General features: G+C 64.9%; 15 protein-coding genes. 5 read left to right on the forward strand and 10 right to left on the reverse strand.

Annotation, left to right across the window (positions count from 1 at the left end):
* On the forward strand, positions 1-535 hold a 535-nt coding region (locus tag QMZ05_RS36365), incomplete at its 5' end, for a response regulator (protein ID WP_353705130.1).
* Positions 536-548: 13 nt separating this feature from the next.
* On the opposite strand, the gene QMZ05_RS36370 is transcribed toward QMZ05_RS36365, so the two are convergent.
* Positions 549-1,259 carry a TetR/AcrR family transcriptional regulator gene (locus QMZ05_RS36370; protein ID WP_353705131.1) on the reverse strand — a complete coding sequence of 237 codons (711 nt, stop codon included), beginning with the start codon at positions 1,257-1,259 and terminating at the stop codon, positions 549-551.
* 158 nt (positions 1,260-1,417) lie between these two features.
* On the opposite strand from QMZ05_RS36370, the gene QMZ05_RS36375 reads away from it, so the two are divergent.
* Both QMZ05_RS36375 and QMZ05_RS36380 read left to right on the forward strand, forming a co-directional pair.
* Positions 1,418-2,602 carry an HlyD family secretion protein gene (locus QMZ05_RS36375; RefSeq protein ID WP_353705132.1) on the forward strand — a complete coding sequence of 395 codons (1,185 nt, stop codon included), beginning with the start codon at positions 1,418-1,420 and terminating at the stop codon, positions 2,600-2,602.
* Positions 2,603-2,688: 86 nt separating this feature from the next.
* Complete coding sequence (locus tag QMZ05_RS36380) at positions 2,689-4,224, forward strand: MDR family MFS transporter (RefSeq protein ID WP_353705140.1); 1,536 nt, start codon at positions 2,689-2,691, stop codon at positions 4,222-4,224.
* 69 nt (positions 4,225-4,293) lie between these two features.
* Here the strand turns inward: QMZ05_RS36380 and QMZ05_RS36385 are convergent, their stop codons facing one another.
* The 3 genes from QMZ05_RS36385 to QMZ05_RS36395 all read right to left on the reverse strand — a co-directional run bounded on the left by QMZ05_RS36385 (position 4,294) and on the right by QMZ05_RS36395 (position 7,411).
* The gene (locus QMZ05_RS36385) at positions 4,294-5,937 is read right to left on the reverse strand and encodes an AMP-binding protein (RefSeq protein WP_353705133.1); all 1,644 of its coding nucleotides are present in this window, start codon (positions 5,935-5,937) and stop codon (positions 4,294-4,296) included.
* A gap of 160 nt (positions 5,938-6,097) precedes the next feature.
* A complete protein-coding gene (locus QMZ05_RS36390) occupies positions 6,098-6,913 on the reverse strand; it encodes an alpha/beta hydrolase (protein WP_353705134.1) in 816 nt (271 codons plus the stop codon).
* 3 nt (positions 6,914-6,916) lie between these two features.
* Entirely contained in the window at positions 6,917-7,411 is a 495-nt protein-coding gene (locus QMZ05_RS36395) for a MarR family transcriptional regulator (RefSeq protein ID WP_050627813.1), read from the reverse strand.
* Between the two features lie 292 nt (positions 7,412-7,703).
* Here QMZ05_RS36395 and QMZ05_RS36400 point away from each other — a divergent pair, with 292 nt between their 5' ends.
* Positions 7,704-8,870: an ABC transporter substrate-binding protein gene (locus QMZ05_RS36400; RefSeq protein WP_353705135.1), complete on the forward strand. Its 1,167-nt coding sequence runs from the start codon at positions 7,704-7,706 to the stop codon at positions 8,868-8,870.
* A 66-nt stretch (positions 8,871-8,936) separates the two neighbouring features.
* Positions 8,937-9,389 (forward strand): cupin domain-containing protein, encoded by a 453-nt coding sequence (locus QMZ05_RS36405; protein WP_353705141.1) that lies wholly within the window; start codon positions 8,937-8,939, stop codon positions 9,387-9,389.
* Between the two features lie 118 nt (positions 9,390-9,507).
* Here the strand turns inward: QMZ05_RS36405 and QMZ05_RS36410 are convergent, their stop codons facing one another.
* The 6 genes from QMZ05_RS36410 to QMZ05_RS36435 form a co-directional block, all read right to left on the reverse strand.
* Positions 9,508-10,749, reverse strand: coding sequence for a flavin-dependent oxidoreductase (locus QMZ05_RS36410; protein WP_353705136.1), 1,242 nt, complete (start codon positions 10,747-10,749; stop codon positions 9,508-9,510).
* A 286-nt stretch (positions 10,750-11,035) separates the two neighbouring features.
* Positions 11,036-11,431 carry a RidA family protein gene (locus QMZ05_RS36415; RefSeq protein ID WP_163152586.1) on the reverse strand — a complete coding sequence of 132 codons (396 nt, stop codon included), beginning with the start codon at positions 11,429-11,431 and terminating at the stop codon, positions 11,036-11,038.
* Between the two features lies 1 nt (position 11,432).
* Complete coding sequence (locus QMZ05_RS36420) at positions 11,433-12,272, reverse strand: enoyl-CoA hydratase family protein (RefSeq protein WP_353705137.1); 840 nt, start codon at positions 12,270-12,272, stop codon at positions 11,433-11,435.
* Between the two features lie 10 nt (positions 12,273-12,282).
* A complete protein-coding gene (locus QMZ05_RS36425; protein ID WP_353705138.1) occupies positions 12,283-13,062 on the reverse strand; it encodes an SDR family NAD(P)-dependent oxidoreductase in 780 nt (259 codons plus the stop codon).
* Positions 13,059-15,374: a bifunctional salicylyl-CoA 5-hydroxylase/oxidoreductase gene (locus tag QMZ05_RS36430; protein ID WP_353705142.1), complete on the reverse strand. Its 2,316-nt coding sequence runs from the start codon at positions 15,372-15,374 to the stop codon at positions 13,059-13,061. The genes QMZ05_RS36425 and QMZ05_RS36430 overlap by 4 nt, the downstream gene beginning before the upstream one ends.
* A 636-nt stretch (positions 15,375-16,010) precedes the next feature.
* The coding region (locus QMZ05_RS36435) for a sugar ABC transporter ATP-binding protein (protein ID WP_353705139.1) at positions 16,011-16,975 on the reverse strand (965 nt) is incomplete at its 5' end.

Consider the following 16,975-nt stretch of genomic DNA (forward strand, 5'->3'; position numbering starts at 1 on the left):
GGTCTACGGCTTCATCAAGCAGTCCGACGGCCACCTCAAGATCTATTCCGAAGAAGGCCACGGCACGTCGATCAAGCTCTATCTGCCGCGCAGCATGGGCGACATGGTCGATGTCGAACCGCCTGCCCCGGTCGACACCCGCGGCGGCCATGAATCCATCCTGGTCGTCGAGGACGATCCGCTGGTGCGCAACTACGTTAGCGCCCAGCTCGAGCAGCTTGGCTACCGCACGATGGTCACCGCCAACGGCCCGGAAGCACTGGCTGCCGTCGACAACGGGTTCGTCTGCGATGTGCTGTTCACCGACGTCATCATGTCCGGCGGCATGAACGGCCGGCAGGTGGCCGATGCCGTGACCGCCAGGCTGCCCTCGGTGCGCGTGCTGTTCACCTCGGGCTATACCGAGGACGCGATCATCCACCACGGCCGTCTCGACCCCGACGTGACGCTGTTGCCGAAGCCCTATCGCAAGGCCGATCTCGCGCGGATGATCCGCCAGGTGCTGACCCAGCCGGCGGCGGTGGCGGCAAAGTAGCGCGGCTCGGGCTTTACGCGTCTCCGCTCTGTTTCTTGGCCTGGTCGGCCGGCACGGCGCAGCCGGACAGGAAGAGCGCTGCGCAGGCCTTGGCGCGTGCTTCCATCTCGCTGTGCACGAGCGCCGGCTTGTGCCCGTACATGACATCGCGCTGCGGCTTGAAGACGAGCATACCGAGCAGCATGCCGGCAGCGGCCTCAGTATCATCGAGCACGATCCGTCCGCGCCGCTGCTGCACATTCAGCCAGCTCGCGAGTGCGGCAATGGTTCGCTGCATCGCCTTTTCGTAGAACGTCTCGGCGATGTCGGGAAATTTGTCGCTATCGGCCAGGATGATGCGTTGCAGAGCGATGACCTCGGCATCGAGCACGAGCTCGGCGCAGGTCAGCAGCACGCCCTCCAGCGCCGCCGCGACGTTGCGGCCGTCGCAGGCGCCGAAATTCACGATCGACACGAACCGGTCCATCCGGTCCGTCACCGTTTCCTCGAACAGCGCCAACTTGGTCGGGACCAGCCGGTACAGCGTCTTGGTGGAGACGCCGGCGCGGCAGGCCACATCGGCGATGTTCGCCGCCGCAAAGCCGCGCTCCGAGAACTCGCGCCGCGCGGCGTCATAGATCAGCGCGCGCGTTTCGTCGTCGGAGCGAAGCTGCGGCCGCCCGCGGCCGCGCCGCTCCGGCACAGCCGGGCTTTGCTCAGTCTGATCTTTGTCATTCCGGTTCATCGGCAAGCCATGCTTTTAGATGATGTCTGTCATTCTATTGACAGTCCCAATATGGGCTCTATTTTGGAAAACATCAAGTTTCCTAATTATCCCGGGTAACCAAAACCAGAATTCGCAAGGTTTCCCAGAGGGATATAGAGCTTCCAGGAGAGACTGCCATGAGCCAGCATGAAACCTCTTTCAAGGCCGAGAGCCAGGTTCCGGCCGAAACCGCCAAGCAATTGATCGCAACCTCGGAAACGGCCAAGCCCATCGCCGCCAAGGGCAAACTTCGCCGCCTCCTCCTCGCCGGCGCAGCCCTCGCCGTCCTCGCGGGCGGCACCTGGTACGGCTGGGATTACTGGACGGTCGGCCGCTTTCAGGTCTCGACCGACGATGCCTATGTGAAGGCCGACAACACGACCATTGCGCCAAAGGTCTCCGGCTATCTCAGCGCGGTGCTGGTGGGCGACAATGAGCATGTGCGCGCCGGCCAGATGCTGGCGCGGATCGACGATCGCGATTTCAAGGTCGCACTCGATCAGGCCAAGGCCGACGTCGCCGCCGCTGAAGCCGCGATCACGAGCAAGCGCGCGCAACTCGACGTGCAGCAGTCGGTGATCGAAGCGGCCCGCGCAACGCTCGCCGTTGACACCGCGAACCAGACCTTTGCCGAGCAGGAGAACAAGCGCTACACCGATCTCGCCGGCACCGGTTTCGGCAGCGTGCAGAACGCGCAGCAGGCGCAATCGCGCTACGCCAGCGCGCAGGCCGCCGTCGCCCGCGATAACGCGAACCTCGCCTCCGCGCTGCGTCAGGTGGAGCTGCTCAAGGCCGACATCGCCCAAGCCGTCGCGTCGCAGGCACGGGCGACCGCGCTCCAGCACCAGGCCGAATTGAACCTCGGCTACACCACCATTATTGCGCCGATCGATGGCGTGGTCGGCAACCGCACCCTCCGCACCGGCCAGTTCGTCCAGGCCGGCACGCAACTGATGTCGCTGGTGCCCGCCACCGGCGCCTATGTGATCGCGAACTACAAGGAGACGCAGCTCACCAATGTCCGCAAGGGCCAGCCGGTCGAGATCGCCGTCGACATGTTCCCGGGCCATGTGGTGCGCGGCCATGTCGACAGCCTTGCACCCGCCAGCGGCCAGGAATTCGCGCTGCTGCCTCCGGACAATGCCACCGGCAACTTCACCAAGGTGGTGCAGCGCATCCCCGTGAAGATCGCACTCGATGCGACGCCGGTCGAACTGCGGCCCGGCATGTCCGTGATCCCGACCATCGCGACCACAACGCAAACCGCTGAAGCCCCGCGCTCCAGCGCCTCTCCCAAGCTCGCTATCGCCTCCTTCAAATAGGTGATGTCATGTCCGACCTCGCGCTCTCCTCCCCGGCCGCTGCGCCCCGCGCAGCAGCCGCAGCGGTCGATCCCAACCGCGCCAGCATGGCCGTCTGGATTTCCATCGTCGCCGCGATGATCGGCGCCTTCATGGCGATCCTCAACATCCAGATCACCAACGCCTCGCTGCTCAACATCGAAGGCGGCATCGGAACTGGTGTCGACAACGGCTCCTGGATCTCGACATCCTATCTGATCGGCGAGATCGTGGTGATCCCGCTGACCGACTATCTCAGCCGGGTGTTCTCGTTCCGCAAAATCATCATTACCTTCGCCACGTTGTTCGCGCTCTTCTCGGTCGCCTGTGCCTTCACCCACGACCTGCCGTCGATGATCGCGATGCGCGGCTTGCAGGGCTTCTTCGGCGGCGTGCTGATCCCGATGGCCTTCACGCTTGTTTTCACCAAGCTGCCGAAGGCGCAACAGCCGATCGGCCTTGCGATGTTCGCGCTCGCCGTGACGTTTGCCCCGGCGATCGGACCGACCATCGGCGGTTACCTCACCGAGAATTACGGCTGGCAGACCATCTTCTTCGTCAACGTGGTCCCGACCGCCGTCATGGTCATCACGCTCTATTTCACGCTGGAACGTCAGCCGATGCAGCTGCATCTGCTGCGCGAGGGCGATTGGCTCGGCATCGCGACGATGGCGATCGGCCTCTCATCCCTGCAGGCCGTGCTCGAGGAAGGCAACAAGGACGACTGGTTCGGCTCGCCCTTCATCGTCAAGCTCGCTGTGGTCGCAGCCGTCAGCCTCACTCTGTTCGTCTGGATCGAGCTCGTCGTCGAGAAGCCGCTGATCCGGCTGCGCCTGTTGACCCAGCGGAGCTTCGGCTTCGGCACGATTTCGGCGGTGTTCGTCGGCTTCGCGCTGTTCGGCTCGGTCTATCTGCTGCCGGCCTATCTCGGCCAGGTGCAGCGCTACAATGCCGAGCAGATCGGCCAGGTGCTGGCCTGGACCGGCCTGCCGCAGCTGATCCTGATCCCGCTGGTGCCGAAGCTGATGCAGCGCTTCGATGCCCGCTACATCGCCTTCACCGGCATGATCCTGTTCGCGGTGTCGTCCTTCATGAACATCCAGATGTCGCTCGACTATTCCGGCGACCAGTTCTTCGTCCCGAACATCGTCCGTGCGATCGGTCAGGCGATCATGCTGGCGCCGTTGTCGGCCGTCAGCCTTGGCAGCGTCGCACCGCAGGATGCCCCGGCGGCCTCCGGCATCTCCAACATGATGCGCAACCTCGGCGGCGCGATCGGCACGGCGCTGCTGTCGACCATCGTCACCAAGCGCGAGCAGTTCCACTCCAACATCATCGGCCAGTCCGTCGATCTCGGCCGCGAGGAAGTGCGCACCCGGATTGCCGAGGTCACCAATTACTTCCTGAGCCACGGCATCTCCGATCCGGCCACCGCGCACAACCAGGCGATCGTGGCGCTCGGCAACATCGTGAAGCGCCAGGCGCTGGTGCTCGGCTTCAGCGACACCTTTGCCGTGATCGGCATCGTGCTGGTCTTGGCCGCGATCGCGATCCTGCTGACCGGCAAGCCGAAGAACACCGCCGGCGGCGGCGCGGCGCATTGATCTCTCGTTGATCGGTTATTGATCGCAAATTGATCCCTTGGGCGACGGCCAAAAGCCGCCGCTCAATTCTCAGCTAGCCTCGCGCAGCTTGAAGCGCTGGATCTTGCCGGTCTGGGTCTTCGGCAGCGCCTCGACGAAGGCGATCGCGCGGGGATATTTGTAGGGCGCGATCGTCGCCTTGACGTGATCCTGCAGCAGCTTGACCTCGACATCGTCGCTGCGCGCGCCCTGCTTCAGCACGATGAAGGCCGAGACGATCTGTCCACGCTCCTCGTCGGGCGCGCCGATCACCGCACATTCCGCGACATCGGGATGCCCGAGCAGCGCCGCCTCGACCTCGGGACCGGCGATGTTGTAGCCCGCCGAGATGATCATGTCGTCGGCGCGCGCCACGAAGGACAGCCGGCCGTTCTCGTCGCTGACGAAGGCATCGCCGGTGATGTTCCAGCCATCGCGGACATATTTGGTCTGCCTGGAGTCTGCCAGATAACGGCAGCCGGTCGGGCCGCGAACCGCGAGCTTGCCGACCTGCCCCGGCGGCAGTTCGTTCATGTCTTCGTCGACGATCTTCGCCTCGTAGCCCGAGACAGGCGTGCCCGTGGTGCCGCCAACGGCGCTGCCGGAGCGGTTGGTGATGAAGATGTGCAGCAGCTCGGTGCTGCCGATGCCGTCGAGGATCGGCTTGCCGGTCTTCCTGGTCCAGCTCTCGAACACCGGCGCCGGCAGCGTCTCGCCGGCCGAGACCGCGAGCCGCAGCGACGACAGATCGGCGCCCTTGTCCATCGCGGCCATCATCGCCCGATAGGCGGTCGGCGCGGTGAAGCAGATCGTCGCCTTGTAGGTCTCGATGATCCGGATCATCTCGCTCGGCGCCGCGTTCTCCAGCAATGTCGCGGTGGCGCCGAAGCGCAGCGGGAAGATCGCGAGCCCGCCGAGGCCGAACGTGAATGCCAGCGGCGGTGAGCCGACGAACACATCGTCCGGCGTCACCTTGAGCACTTCCTTCGCATAGCCATCCGCGACGATCAGGAGATCGCGGTGGAAATGCATCGTCGCCTTGGGTTCGCCCGTCGTGCCCGACGTGAAGCCGAGCAGCGCGACGTCGTCGCGGCCGGTCTTCACCGCATCGAACTTGACCGGCTTGTTCAATGCGATCCGGTCGAGCTCGGCGTCGTGATTCGAGGTGCCGTCGAAATTGACCACCTGCTTGAGGAATTTGCTGGTCTTGGCGCAGGCCACCAGCTCGTCGGCGATGCGGCTGTCGGTCAGCGCCAGCGCGATCTCGGCCTTGTCGACGATCTTGGCCAGCTCACCCGCGCGCAGCATCGGCATGGTGTTGACGACGACGGCGCCGGCCTTGGTTGCCGCGAGCCAGGCCGCGACCAGCGCCGGGTTGTTGCCCGAGCGGATCAGGACGCGATTGCCGGGCTTGACGCCGTAATTCTCCACCAGCGCATGCGCCAGGCGGTTCGACCAGTCGGTCAATTCCTTGTAGGTGCGCTGGCGGCCGTTGCCGATCAGCGCGATGCGATCGCCCATCCCCTGCTCGACGATGCGATCGGTCAGTTCGACCGCGGCATTGAGATAATCGGGATATTTGAATTCGGGCCGTTCGAGCAGCAGCTGCGGCCATTGCTCCGACGGCGGCAGGTTGCGCCGCGCGAAATCGTCGACATGCCCGGATGGGCCGAGCCCGGGAAATTCACCTGACATTCGATTGCCCTCGCTTTCCATCCAGAAAGGCCAAAGACCAACGTCGAGACGACTGATATCGAGGACGCCCGGCAGCGTTCCAATCGCCAATCATTTTATACTTAAAATAATTTGGCGCAAGGGTAGATGTCGCGTGGAAAGCGCCGGCACCCCTCCGAACTCAGATCTGTGTGAGCTGCTTCAGCCGCGCGACCATCGCCGAGCCCGGGTCGGCGAGCGGTGCGATCGCGGTGAAATGATTGGCGTCGGGCACAGTGCCGAAGCGGGTCGCCACGCCCGCTTTGCCCCAGACATCGGCGATGGTCCGGCTCTGCCGGTGATATTCCGCGCTCTCCGCGCCGCCGACGACGGCATCGAGCGTCGCGCCGGCGGGTGCTTTCCAGAGCAGCGGGCTCGCCGCCCTTGCTGCGTCGCGGTCAAGGCCGAGCGCCTTGTTGATGGTGGTGCCGACCAGTGGCTCGAGCTCGAACAGGCCTGATATCGCGTAAGCAGCCCTGACCATGTCCTTCGGCAGCGACGCATCGTAGGCCGGCCAATCGGTCGCCAGCATGCATGCGGCAAGATGTCCGCCGGCCGAGTGTCCCGACGCGACCAGCGGCCGGCCCAGCTCGGCGAGCTCACGGCACGCCGCGCGCATCTCGCCGATGATGTCAGCGACCGAGACGGTGGGGCAGAGATCGTAGCTCGGCACCGCGACGCTGATGCCGTGGCCGTTGAGGCCGCGCGCGCAGTGGCTCGATGATGAGCCGTCGAGCGCCTGCCAGTAGCCCCCATGGATGAAGACCACGAGCGGCCCGTCGCTGTTACCCTCGAACAGGTCGATGACGTTGCGGCTGCCAGGGCCATAGCTGAGGCGGCGCGGCGGGTGCTGCTCGCGATAGGCCGCGGAGTCCCGCGCCCAGCCGGCCATCAGCGCCGGGTTTTCCGGCACCCGCGCCCGGTTGTTGTATTCGACCTCGTAATCGATCCCGCTCACGGCTTAAGCGGTCCTCGCCTTGGCGGAGCGCTGGGCCGAGCCCTTGGCCTTGGCAAGCAACCGCATCAGCTCGCGGATATCCTTCGGCGACAGGTCGCCGAAGACATCGGCGATCCATTTCTCGTGCTCGGCCGCCATCTTGCGGAACTCGGCGCGGCCGGTCTTGGTCAGCCGGATGAATTGCACGCGGCGGTCGGTTTCCGAGGTACGGCGATCGAGATGGCCCGATTCAACCAGGCGCTCGACCAGCCCGGTGACATTGCCGTTCGACACCATCATCCGCTTCGACAGGTCCGACAGGGTCATGCCGTCGGACACCTTGTCGAGCTGGGCCATCAGGTCGAAGCGCGGCAGCGTGACGTCGAATTTCTCGCGCAGCCGGCTGCGAACCTCGCCTTCGATCAGCGTGGTGCAGGTCAACAGCCGCAGCCACAGCCGGAGCTCGGTGCCGTGATCGTCTGGCAGTTCGACGGCTTTGGTTTCGGAATCGAGGATCATGCGGCGATCGTGCCTCCGCGGCGGGTTTCGGTCGGACCGATTGCTTTCAGCTTCAAGCAATTCGTGGCGCCCCGCAAGGACAATTGCGAATCTTGCCGGGAATGCCGACGCGATCCTGCAATTTCTTTAAACTTCAAGCAATTGGCGCGGCGCTTGCATGCGCGGGACAGCGCTTGCGAATTGGGCAACCGGCAGCCTGACGCAATGCCACATCGCTTGCAGCGGTCGCGCGCGTCAGACTAAGCTGCGGCCAAGCTGGAAAGGCATCAAGACAATGCTTTGGGGGAGTGACATGAAGCAACTGACAAAACTCATGGGATTGGCGGCGCTGCTGGGCATCGCGGCGACCCCGGCGGTTGCGCAGGACAAGATCAAGATCGGCGTGCTGGTGACGACCTCGGGACCTGCCGCGGCGCTGGGCCAGCAGGTCCGCGACGGCTTTGCGCTCGCGATCAAGGATCTCGGCGGCAAGATGGCCGGCCGCGATGTCGAGATCGTCAACGCCGACGACGAGCTGAAGCCCGACGGCGCCGTGGTCAAGGTGCGCGGCCTGCTCGAGCGCGACAAGGTCGATTTCGTGGTCGGCCCGATCTTCTCCAACATCCTGCTGGCGATCCACCGCCCGGTCACCGACAGCAAGACCTTCCTGATCAGCCCGAATGCCGGCCCCTCCAGCTACGCCGGCAAGGAATGCAACCCGTTCTTCTACGTGACGTCGTACCAGAACGACCAGGTGCACGAGATCCTCGGCAAGGTGGCGCAGGACCGTGGCTACAAGCGCGTCTATCTCCTGGTGCCGAACTATCAAGCCGGCCGCGATTCCGTCGCCGGCTTCAAGCTCGACTACAAGGGCGAGATAACAGAGGAATCCTACACGCCGCTGAACACGCTGGATTTCCAGCCCGAGCTCTCCAAGATCGCCGCGCAGAAGCCGGACGCACTGTTCACCTTCATGCCGGGCGGCATGGGCGTGAACCTCGTGAAGCAGTACAAGCAGGCCGGCGCCACCGTGCCGGTGCTCTCCGCCTTCACCGTCGACGAATCCACATTGCCCGCGCAGCAGGACGCCGCCGTCGGCATGTTCGGCGGTGCCAACTGGGCGCCGAACCTCGACAACCCCCAGAGCAAGAAATTCGTCGCGGCCTATGAGGCGGCCTATAACGGCGTGCCCGGCACCTACGCCATGCAGGCCTATGACGCGGCGCTGTTGATCGACAGCGCGGTGAAGGCGGTGAAGGGCGATCTCTCCAACAAGGACGCGGTGGCGGCGGCGCTGAAGAAGGCCGACTTCACCTCGCTGCGCGGTAACTTCAAGTTCAACAACAACGGCTATCCGATCCAGGATTTCTACCTCACCAAGGTCGCGAAGCGGCCGGACGGTAAATTCCAGACCGAGATCGTCGAGAAGGTGTTCTCGAACTACGGCGACCGCTACGCCAAGGACTGCGCCGCCAAGTAGATCGCTCAGCGCTTTCGCTCGCGTGAAGACAACGCGTCAAATGGAGACATAGGAGGAAACATGACGATGAAAGACGAGATCGCCGGTATCACCCGCGCCAATGAGGGCATCCAGGGCATTTCCTGGGGCATCCTCGGCCAGACCTACGTGCCGAAGAGCCGCAGCGAACACTCGTTCTCCTGGCACGCCACCTTCCCGCCCGGCACCTTCGTGCCCCCGCACATCCATCCCGACCAGGACGAGTATCTCTATATCCTCGAGGGCAAGCTCGACTTCATGCTCGACGGTGCCGATGAATCCGCAACGCCCGGCGATCTGGTGCGCCTGCCGATGGGGAAGCCGCACGGCATCTTCAACAAGTCGCAGCAGACGGCCAAGACGTTGTTCTGGGTGTCACCGACACGCCGGCTCTACGACCTGTTCTGGGCGATCCACAACATGAAGGAGCAAAACCCGGAGGACGTGGTGCGGCTCGCGGCCGAGCACAACATCCACTTCCTGCCGCCGCCTCCGGCGTAGCTCAGTCCGTCATTGCGAGGAGCGAAGCGACGAAGCAATCCATGTCACCGCATATGCGGAACCATGGATTGCTTCGCTTCGCTCGCAATGACGACGGAGATGGCCTGTGGCCTATCTGCTACTGCCGCGCCACCACGCGCGCGGCAAAGCCGGCCTTGGCGGCATAGCCGCGGACGATCGCCTCGCGCGCTTCGTAATTGAGGATGGTGTCGACGTCGGTAAAGCCCTGCGGCGCGAGCTGCTCGACGGCGTCGATCACGCCTTCCGGCCCGCCGCGGCGGTTGGAGGCGACGATGTCGGCGGTCATCGGCAGCCGCTGCCGCTCATAGGCCGCCAGCGCCTGGCGCGGATGCTCCGATCGCGCCAGCATGTCGGCGAGGCAGCGCGCATCGAGGATGGCCTGTGACGCGCCGTTCGAGCCGACGGGATACATCGGATGCGCGGCGTCACCGAGCAGCGTGACGCGGCCGCTCGACCAATAGGGCAAGGGATCGCGATCGCAGCACGGATACTCCCAGAACTCCGGCGTCGCGTTGATCAATCCGGTGAAGTCGACCTGCGGGATCGTGAAGCTCGTGACATAGGGCATCATCTCGTCACGTCGGCCGAGATTGGACCAGCCCTCGCGGCGCGGCGGCGGCGAAGTGCCATCCCCGATCCGCACCAGCACCGCCCAATTGGTGAGCCGGCTTGCCGGGCTCGAACCCGGCGCGATCGGATAGATCACGGCCTTGGCGTTCAGCCCGCCCGCGATGATCATCGAGCGACCGGTCAGGAACGCCGGCCAATCGGTCGCACCACGCCACAGCATCAGTCCGTTCCAGCACGGACCGCCCTCGCCCGGGAACAGCGTCTCGCGCACCTTGGAGTGGATGCCATCGGCGCCGATCAGGATGTCGCCGCGCGCGGTATGTACATGGGCGCCACTGCGATCGAAGAAATAAGCCGAGACGCCGCCCTCGTCCTGCGTGAAGGAGCCCAGCCGGCAGCCGGTGCGGATCGCATCGGCGCCGAGACGTTCGATCACCGCCTGATGGATCACGCTCTGCAGGCGGCCGCGATGGATCGAGAATTGCGGCACGTCGTGGCCGGCATCGAGCCCACGCTTCTCGTGCCAGACTTGCTGGCCATGCCGCGTCAGATAGAACAGCTCATAGGTGCGGATCGCGACCTCGTCGAGCTTGTCGAGCAGGCCAAGCCCCGCCAGCTCGCGGATCGCATGTGGCAATGTGTTGATGCCGACGCCGAGCTCGCGGATGGTCTCCGACTGCTCGTACAGCTCGCAACTGATGCCGCGCGAGCGCAGCATCAGCGCAGTGGTGAGGCCTCCGATTCCGCCTCCGACGATAATCGCCTTCATCGTCCTTACTCCACTCACAACAGGACGCGTTTACGCTTTGGCCTAGGGTCGCACGCCCGCTTGTCTCGCCGCAAGCGGGTTTGTGGCTCGGGAGTTGGGCCTGCCGAAGCTGTTTTTGCTTAGGCTTAACATTGGCTCAGCGTATTCCCCTCTCATTCCGTCACCCTGAGGAGCGCGCTCTTGCGCGCGTCTCGAAGGGTCGACGGCCACCGGCCGGGCCGTTCATCCGTCGAGGCTCGCTCCGCTCGCACCTCAGGATGACGGGACCAACGGTATTGCGCCTCCGTTAATCCGGCACCACCGCAAACGCCTGGATTTCCACCTTGGCGCGGTCCTCGATCAGGCCGGCAACCTGGATCGCGGTCATCGCCGGAAAGCGGCGGCCGATCACGTCGCGATAGACGGTCCCGATCTCCTTCAGCCGCGCGGAATATTCCTTGCGGTCGAGCAGGTACCAGGTCATCGAGACGATGTGCTCGGGCCCAGCCCCGCCGGCGGCTGCGACCGCGACGATGTTGCGCAGGGTCTGGCCGATCTGCGCGACGAGATCGTCGGTCTCGAACACGCATTGCCCGTTCCAGCCGATCTGGCCGGCGATGAATATCTGCTTGCCGCGTGCGGCCATGCCGTTGGCGTAGCCGATCGGCTTCGCCCACCCTTCCGGTTGCAGGATCTCGATCATCTCAATTGCCCTCGAAGGCGGGTTTCTGCTTGGCGGCGAAGGCCTCGAAGGCGCGGCGGAAATCGCCGGTGACCATGCAGATCGCCTGCGCCTGCGCTTCCGACTCGATCATCTCGTCGACGCCCATCGCCCATTCCTGGTTGAACATGGTTTTGGTCACGCCATGCGCGAACCATGGCCCATCTGCCAGCGAGCGCGCCATGTCTTGCGCGGCAGCCGCGAGCTCCGCCGGCGGCACCAGGCGGTTGTGGAAACCCCACGCAAAACCCTCGTCGGCGCTCATCGCGCGACCGGTGTAGAGCAGATCGGCCGCGTGGCCCTGCCCGATCACGCGCGGCAACAATCCGCACGCGCCCATGTCGGCGCCGGCAAGGCCGACGCGGGTGAACAGGAATGCTGTCTTGGCTTGCGGCGTCGCCAGCCGCAGGTCGGACGCCAGCGCCAGCATCGCGCCGGCCCCGGCGCAGATGCCGTCGATCGCGGCGACGATGATCTGCGGGCATTTGCGCATCGCGCGCACCACCTCGCCGGTCATCCGGGTGAAGGCGAGCAGGTCCGGCATCGCCATCCGCGTCAGCGGCTCGATGATCTCGAACACGTCGCCGCCGGAGCAGAAATTGCCCTCGGCGCCGGTCAGCACGATGGCGCGGACGTCGGAGGCATATTTGAGGTTGGTGAAGAGGTCGCGCAGCTCCTCGTAGGACTCGAAGGTCAGTGGATTCTTCTTGTCCGGCCGGTTCAGCGTGATGGTCGCGACGCGACCGTTCGCGTCAGTCTGCCAGCGGAAGTGTTTTGCGGGATAATCCTTGAACGGCCGGAGCTTTGCTTTCATCTCGGACATGATTTTTCCTTCACCCGGTAAAGACTTCGCCGCCGGCAATCGCGACGGCTTGTCCGTTGATTGACGATGCGCCCTCGGAGGCAAGCCAGAGGATGGCGTCGGCGACCTCCTCCGGTGTGACCAGCCGCTGCATCGGATTGACTTTTGCCAGCGCGGCGCGCGCTTCCTGTTCGCTGCGCCCGGTCTTGGCGACGATGTTGGCGGCGGCATCGGCCACCAGCGGTGTATCGGTGTAGCCGGGGCAGACCGCATTCACGGTGACGCCGCGCCGGGCATATTCCAGTGCCAGCGAGCGCGTCAGGCCGATGACGCCGTGCTTGGCCGCGACATAGGCCGAGACATAGGCGTAGCCGGTGAGGCCCGCGGTCGAGGCGACATTGATCACGCGGCCGCGGCCGCGCTGCGCCATCCCAGGCAGCACGGCCTGCGTGACGAGAAATACGCTGGAGAGATTGCTCGCCAGCATATCGGCCCACAGCGCCGCACTCGTCTTGTCGAACGGCGCGCTGCCGGCCTTGCCGGCATTGTTGACGAGGATGTCGATCGGACCCGCTGCGGCCTCGATCTGCGCGACGCCTTTGGTCACCGCAGCCTCATCGGTCACGTCGATCGAAACGACGGCGCCCGAGTGCTTGCCGAGCGACGATACCGTCCCCTTCAGCGCGTCGATCCGGCGGCCGGCAATGCTGACGCGCACGCCGGCCTCTGCGAGTGCGATCGCCGTCGCGGCCCCTATGCCGGAGCCGGCACCGGTGACCAGCGCATGTGCGTTGGGCCAGAAGCGTGTCATGCCTTCCCTCCCGCGGCCGCGCGTTCGAGATTGGCCTCGTATTGCGACTTGCCCGACAGATACTGTTTCGGCCAGGCGACAGATTTGACGCCGATCTTCGCGGCCTCGTGCAGCGTCCAGGCCGGATCGGCGAGATGCGGCCGCGCGATGGCGCAGAGATCGGCGCGGCCGGCGGCGATGATCGAGTTGGCGTGATCGGCCTCCGAGATCGCGCCGACCGCGATGGTGGCAATGCCAACCTCGTTGCGGATCTTGTCGGCGAACGGCGTCTGGTAGAGCCGGCCATAGACCGGATGGTCGTCGGCCCAGACCTGGCCGGACGAGCAGTCGATCAGATCCGCGCCGGCCTGCTTGAACAGCTTCGCGAAGGCAAGCGCATCCTCGGGCGTGTTGCCGCCCTCGGCCCAGTCGTGACAGGACAGGCGGACCGACATCGGCTTGTCCTCCGGCCACACCGCACGGATGGCGCGGAACACCTCCAGTGGATAACGCGCGCGGTTCTCGATCGATCCGCCGTACTCATCGGCGCGGCGGTTGGTCAGCGGCGAGAGGAAGCTCGACAGCAGATAGCCGTGGGCGCAATGCAGCTCCAGAATGTCAAATCCCGCCGCGGCAGCGCGCCGTGCCGCGGCAACGAACTGCTCGCGCACCTCGTCCATCTCGGCGCGGCTCATCGGCTCCGGGACCTGGCCGTCCGGCAGATAAGGCACCGGAGAGGCCGACACCACCGGCCAGTTATGATCGGGCAGCGGCTCGTCCATGCCCTCCCAGGCCACGCGGGTCGAGCCCTTGCGGCCGGCATGGCCGAGCTGGATGCCGATCTTGGCTTCCGAATTGCGATGCACGAAGTCGACGATGCGCTTGTAGGCCGTACCTTGCGCGTCGTTCCAGAGGCCGCAGCAGCCGGGCGTGATCCGCGCCTCCGGCGAGACGCAGGTCATCTCGGTGAACAAGAGGCCGGCGCCGCCGAGCGCGCGGGATCCGAAATGCACCAAATGGAAGTCGTTCGGCACCCCCTCCTCGGCCGAATACATCGCCATCGGCGAGACGATGATCCGGTTATGCAGCGACAGGCCGCGGATGTGGAACGGCGTCAGCATCGGCGGCGTGACACGGTCGTTGGTGGCGGGCACGCCATTCCGCTCCGCGAACCAGCGCTCATAGCCCTCGAGCCAGGTCTTGTCGCGCAGCCTTAAGTTTTCGTGGCTGATGCGCTGTGAACGGGTCAGCAGCGAATACATGAACTGCTCCGGCTCCAGCGTGTCGGCATAGCGCGAGCCGACCACCTCGAACCATTCCATCGCGTTGCGTGCGGCGTTCTGGATCCGCGCCACGTCGACCCGGCGCAGCTCCTCGTAAGCCCTGAGCACGGCGGGAATGCTGTCCTTGCTCGCGCCGTGGATCTTGAACTGGTTGGTCAGCTCGATCGCGTCTTCCAGCGCCAGCTTGGTGCCCGAGCCGATCGCGAAATGCGCGGTGTGGGCGGCATCGCCCATCAGCACGACATGGCTGTTGCCGTTGAACGCAGTCCACTTGCCGCAGATCAGCCGCGGGAACGACAGCCAGGCCGAGCCGCGCAGATGCCGCGCATTGGAGACCAGATGATGGCCCTCGAGGATCTCGCTGAACACGTTCTCGCAGAACGCGATGGAATCGCCCTGCTCCATCTTGTCGAGGCCGTGGGCAAGATACGCCTCCTCGGTGGTCTCGACGATGAAGGTCGCCGCGCCCTCCTCGAACTTGTAGATGTGCGCCTGGAACCAGCCGTGCTCGGTCTTGCGGAAGTCGAAGGTGAAGGCATCGAACGGCCTGACGGTACCGAGCCAGATATAGCGGTTCGGCCGCATCAGCATGTCGGGCTGGAAGGTCTCGGCATATTTGACGCGAACCTTCGAATTCACACCGTCGCACGCCACGATCAAATCGGCATCGGGGAATTCGAGGTCGGAATTCACCTCGCGCTCGAAGATCAGCTCGACGCCGAGTTCCTCCGCCCGCGCCTGCAGGATGTTGAGCAGCCGCTTGCGGCCGATGCCGACGAAGCCGTGCCCGGTGGTGCGCATGCGCCGGCCCTTGATCAGGACCTCGATGTCGTCCCAGTGGTTGAAAGCCTGCTCGATCGTGTCAGCCGTGACCGGATCCCATTTGCGCATGTTGTCCATGGTCGCATCAGAAAACACGACGCCAAAGCCGAAGGTGTCGTAGGGCCGGTTGCGTTCGACCACGGAGATGACGTGCGTGGGATCCAGCATCTTCATCAGGATGCCAAAGTAGAGCCCGGCCGGCCCGCCTCCAATGCAAACGATGCGCATGGCGTTCTCGCCTTTCGGTTTGAGCATGATCGTCTCGAAAAACCGGGTGCCACTTTTCCGGATCATGCTCTGGCTTCGGCGGCCGGCACAGCGGCGTCCAGCGAGCCGATGAGGGGATAATATTTTATACTTAAAATAATTGTCAAGGGCGGGTTCACCACCCTCCCCTGGAGGGGGAGGGTCGGATCGCGTTGAGCGAAGCGAGACACGATCCGGGGTGGGGTGACGGTCTCGCCGCATCCCCAGTACCCGTGTTGAGAGATCACCCCACCTCGGTCCGCATTCCGCTTCGCTGCATGCGCACCGATCCTCCCCCTCCAGGGGAGGATGAGCGCGCTTGCGGAACACTACCGATCCACTCCGTCATCGCCCGGCTTGACCGGGCGATCCAGTATTCCAGAGGCAGTCGCGATTGAACCGATGGGCCGCGGCGTACTGGATCGCCCGCCTTCGCGGGCGATGACAGTGTGGATGACGGCTGTCATTCCGGGGCAGCCCGAAGGGCTGAGCCCGGAAGCCATCCGGCCGCATCAACCGCGGCGAAATGGATTCCGGGCTCTCGCTTCGCGAGCCCCCAGGTGCGCAACTGCGCACCGGGGAATGACGATGGAGAGAGAGCGGGCCGCGTCGCGGCCCTCAATGCACCGCGGCGTACAGGATCTTGTCCTGGGTCGCATCCGCCGCGTCGAACTCGGCGACGATGCGGCCGGTGCGGGCGACCAGGATGCGGTCGGAGACGGCGAGGATCTCCGGCAAATACGACGAGATCACCACCACCGCCTTGCCCTCGTCGGCGAGGCGGCGGATTTCGCCGTGGATGTGCGGGATGGTGCCGACATCGACGCCGCGGGTCGGCTCGTCGAAGAAGATGATCGACGGCTCCTGCACCAGCGTCTTGGCCAGCACCACCTTCTGCTGGTTGCCGCCGGACAGCTCGATGATCCTCGCCTTGCGCTGCAACGCGCTGATCTTGAGCCGGTCGACCCAGTAGTTGGCGAGCTTGCTGCGCTTTGCGCGCGACAGCAGGAAGCTCCAGCCCTTACGCGTGGCGAGGCCGCCGATATAGACGTTGTCGTCGACCACCATGGTCTCGAAGAAGCCGTTGGCCTTGCGGTCCTCGGTGATGTAGGCGATGCCGTCGTTGATCGCCTGCCGCGGCACGCGGTAGCGGATCGGCTTGCCGCGCAAGCGGATGGTGCCGCCATTGACCAGGTTGCGCTTCAGCGCGCCGTAGATGATCTTGGCGATCTCGGTGCGGCCGGAGCCGATCAGGCCGGCGATGCCGACCACCTCGCCGGCATAGACCGAGAACGACATGTTCTTGACCGCCATGCCCATGGTGACGTTCTCGACCGTCAGCACCTTCTCGCGGCGCTGATGGGTCTTCGCCTTGCCGCCATAGACCGCCTGTGCCACCTCGCGCCCGACCATGTGCTGCACCAACGCGTCGCGCGTCAGTTGCTTGGCGGGCGCCGTGATCACCAGCTTGCCGTCGCGCAGCACGGTGATGCGGTCGGCGATCTGCAGCGATTCCTCCAGCGCATGCGAGATGTAGATGATGGAGACGCCGCGGGCGCGCAGATCGCGCACCAGATGGAAGA

Source organism: Bradyrhizobium sp. INPA03-11B (assembly GCF_040446015.1).
Taxonomy (GTDB): Bacteria; Pseudomonadota; Alphaproteobacteria; order Rhizobiales; family Xanthobacteraceae; genus Bradyrhizobium; species Bradyrhizobium macuxiense_A.

Bases quoted from the DNA above. Each gene is read 5' to 3' on its own strand.
- QMZ05_RS36370 (WP_353705131.1), bottom strand. From the start codon at position 1,259: ATGAACCGGAATGACAAAGATCAGACTGAGCAAAGCCCGGCTGTGCCG.
- QMZ05_RS36375 (WP_353705132.1), top strand. From the start codon at position 1,418: ATGAGCCAGCATGAAACCTCTTTCAAGGCCGAGAGCCAGGTTCCGGCC.
- QMZ05_RS36380 (WP_353705140.1), top strand. From the start codon at position 2,689: ATGGCCGTCTGGATTTCCATCGTCGCCGCGATGATCGGCGCCTTCATG.
- QMZ05_RS36385 (WP_353705133.1), bottom strand. From the start codon at position 5,937: ATGTCAGGTGAATTTCCCGGGCTCGGCCCATCCGGGCATGTCGACGAT.
- QMZ05_RS36395 (WP_050627813.1), bottom strand. From the start codon at position 7,411: ATGATCCTCGATTCCGAAACCAAAGCCGTCGAACTGCCAGACGATCAC.
- QMZ05_RS36400 (WP_353705135.1), top strand. From the start codon at position 7,704: ATGAAGCAACTGACAAAACTCATGGGATTGGCGGCGCTGCTGGGCATC.
- QMZ05_RS36405 (WP_353705141.1), top strand. From the start codon at position 8,937: ATGAAAGACGAGATCGCCGGTATCACCCGCGCCAATGAGGGCATCCAG.
- QMZ05_RS36410 (WP_353705136.1), bottom strand. From the start codon at position 10,749: ATGAAGGCGATTATCGTCGGAGGCGGAATCGGAGGCCTCACCACTGCG.
- QMZ05_RS36415 (WP_163152586.1), bottom strand. From the start codon at position 11,431: ATGATCGAGATCCTGCAACCGGAAGGGTGGGCGAAGCCGATCGGCTAC.
- QMZ05_RS36420 (WP_353705137.1), bottom strand. From the start codon at position 12,272: ATGTCCGAGATGAAAGCAAAGCTCCGGCCGTTCAAGGATTATCCCGCA.
- QMZ05_RS36425 (WP_353705138.1), bottom strand. From the start codon at position 13,062: ATGACACGCTTCTGGCCCAACGCACATGCGCTGGTCACCGGTGCCGGC.
- QMZ05_RS36430 (WP_353705142.1), bottom strand. From the start codon at position 15,374: ATGCGCATCGTTTGCATTGGAGGCGGGCCGGCCGGGCTCTACTTTGGC.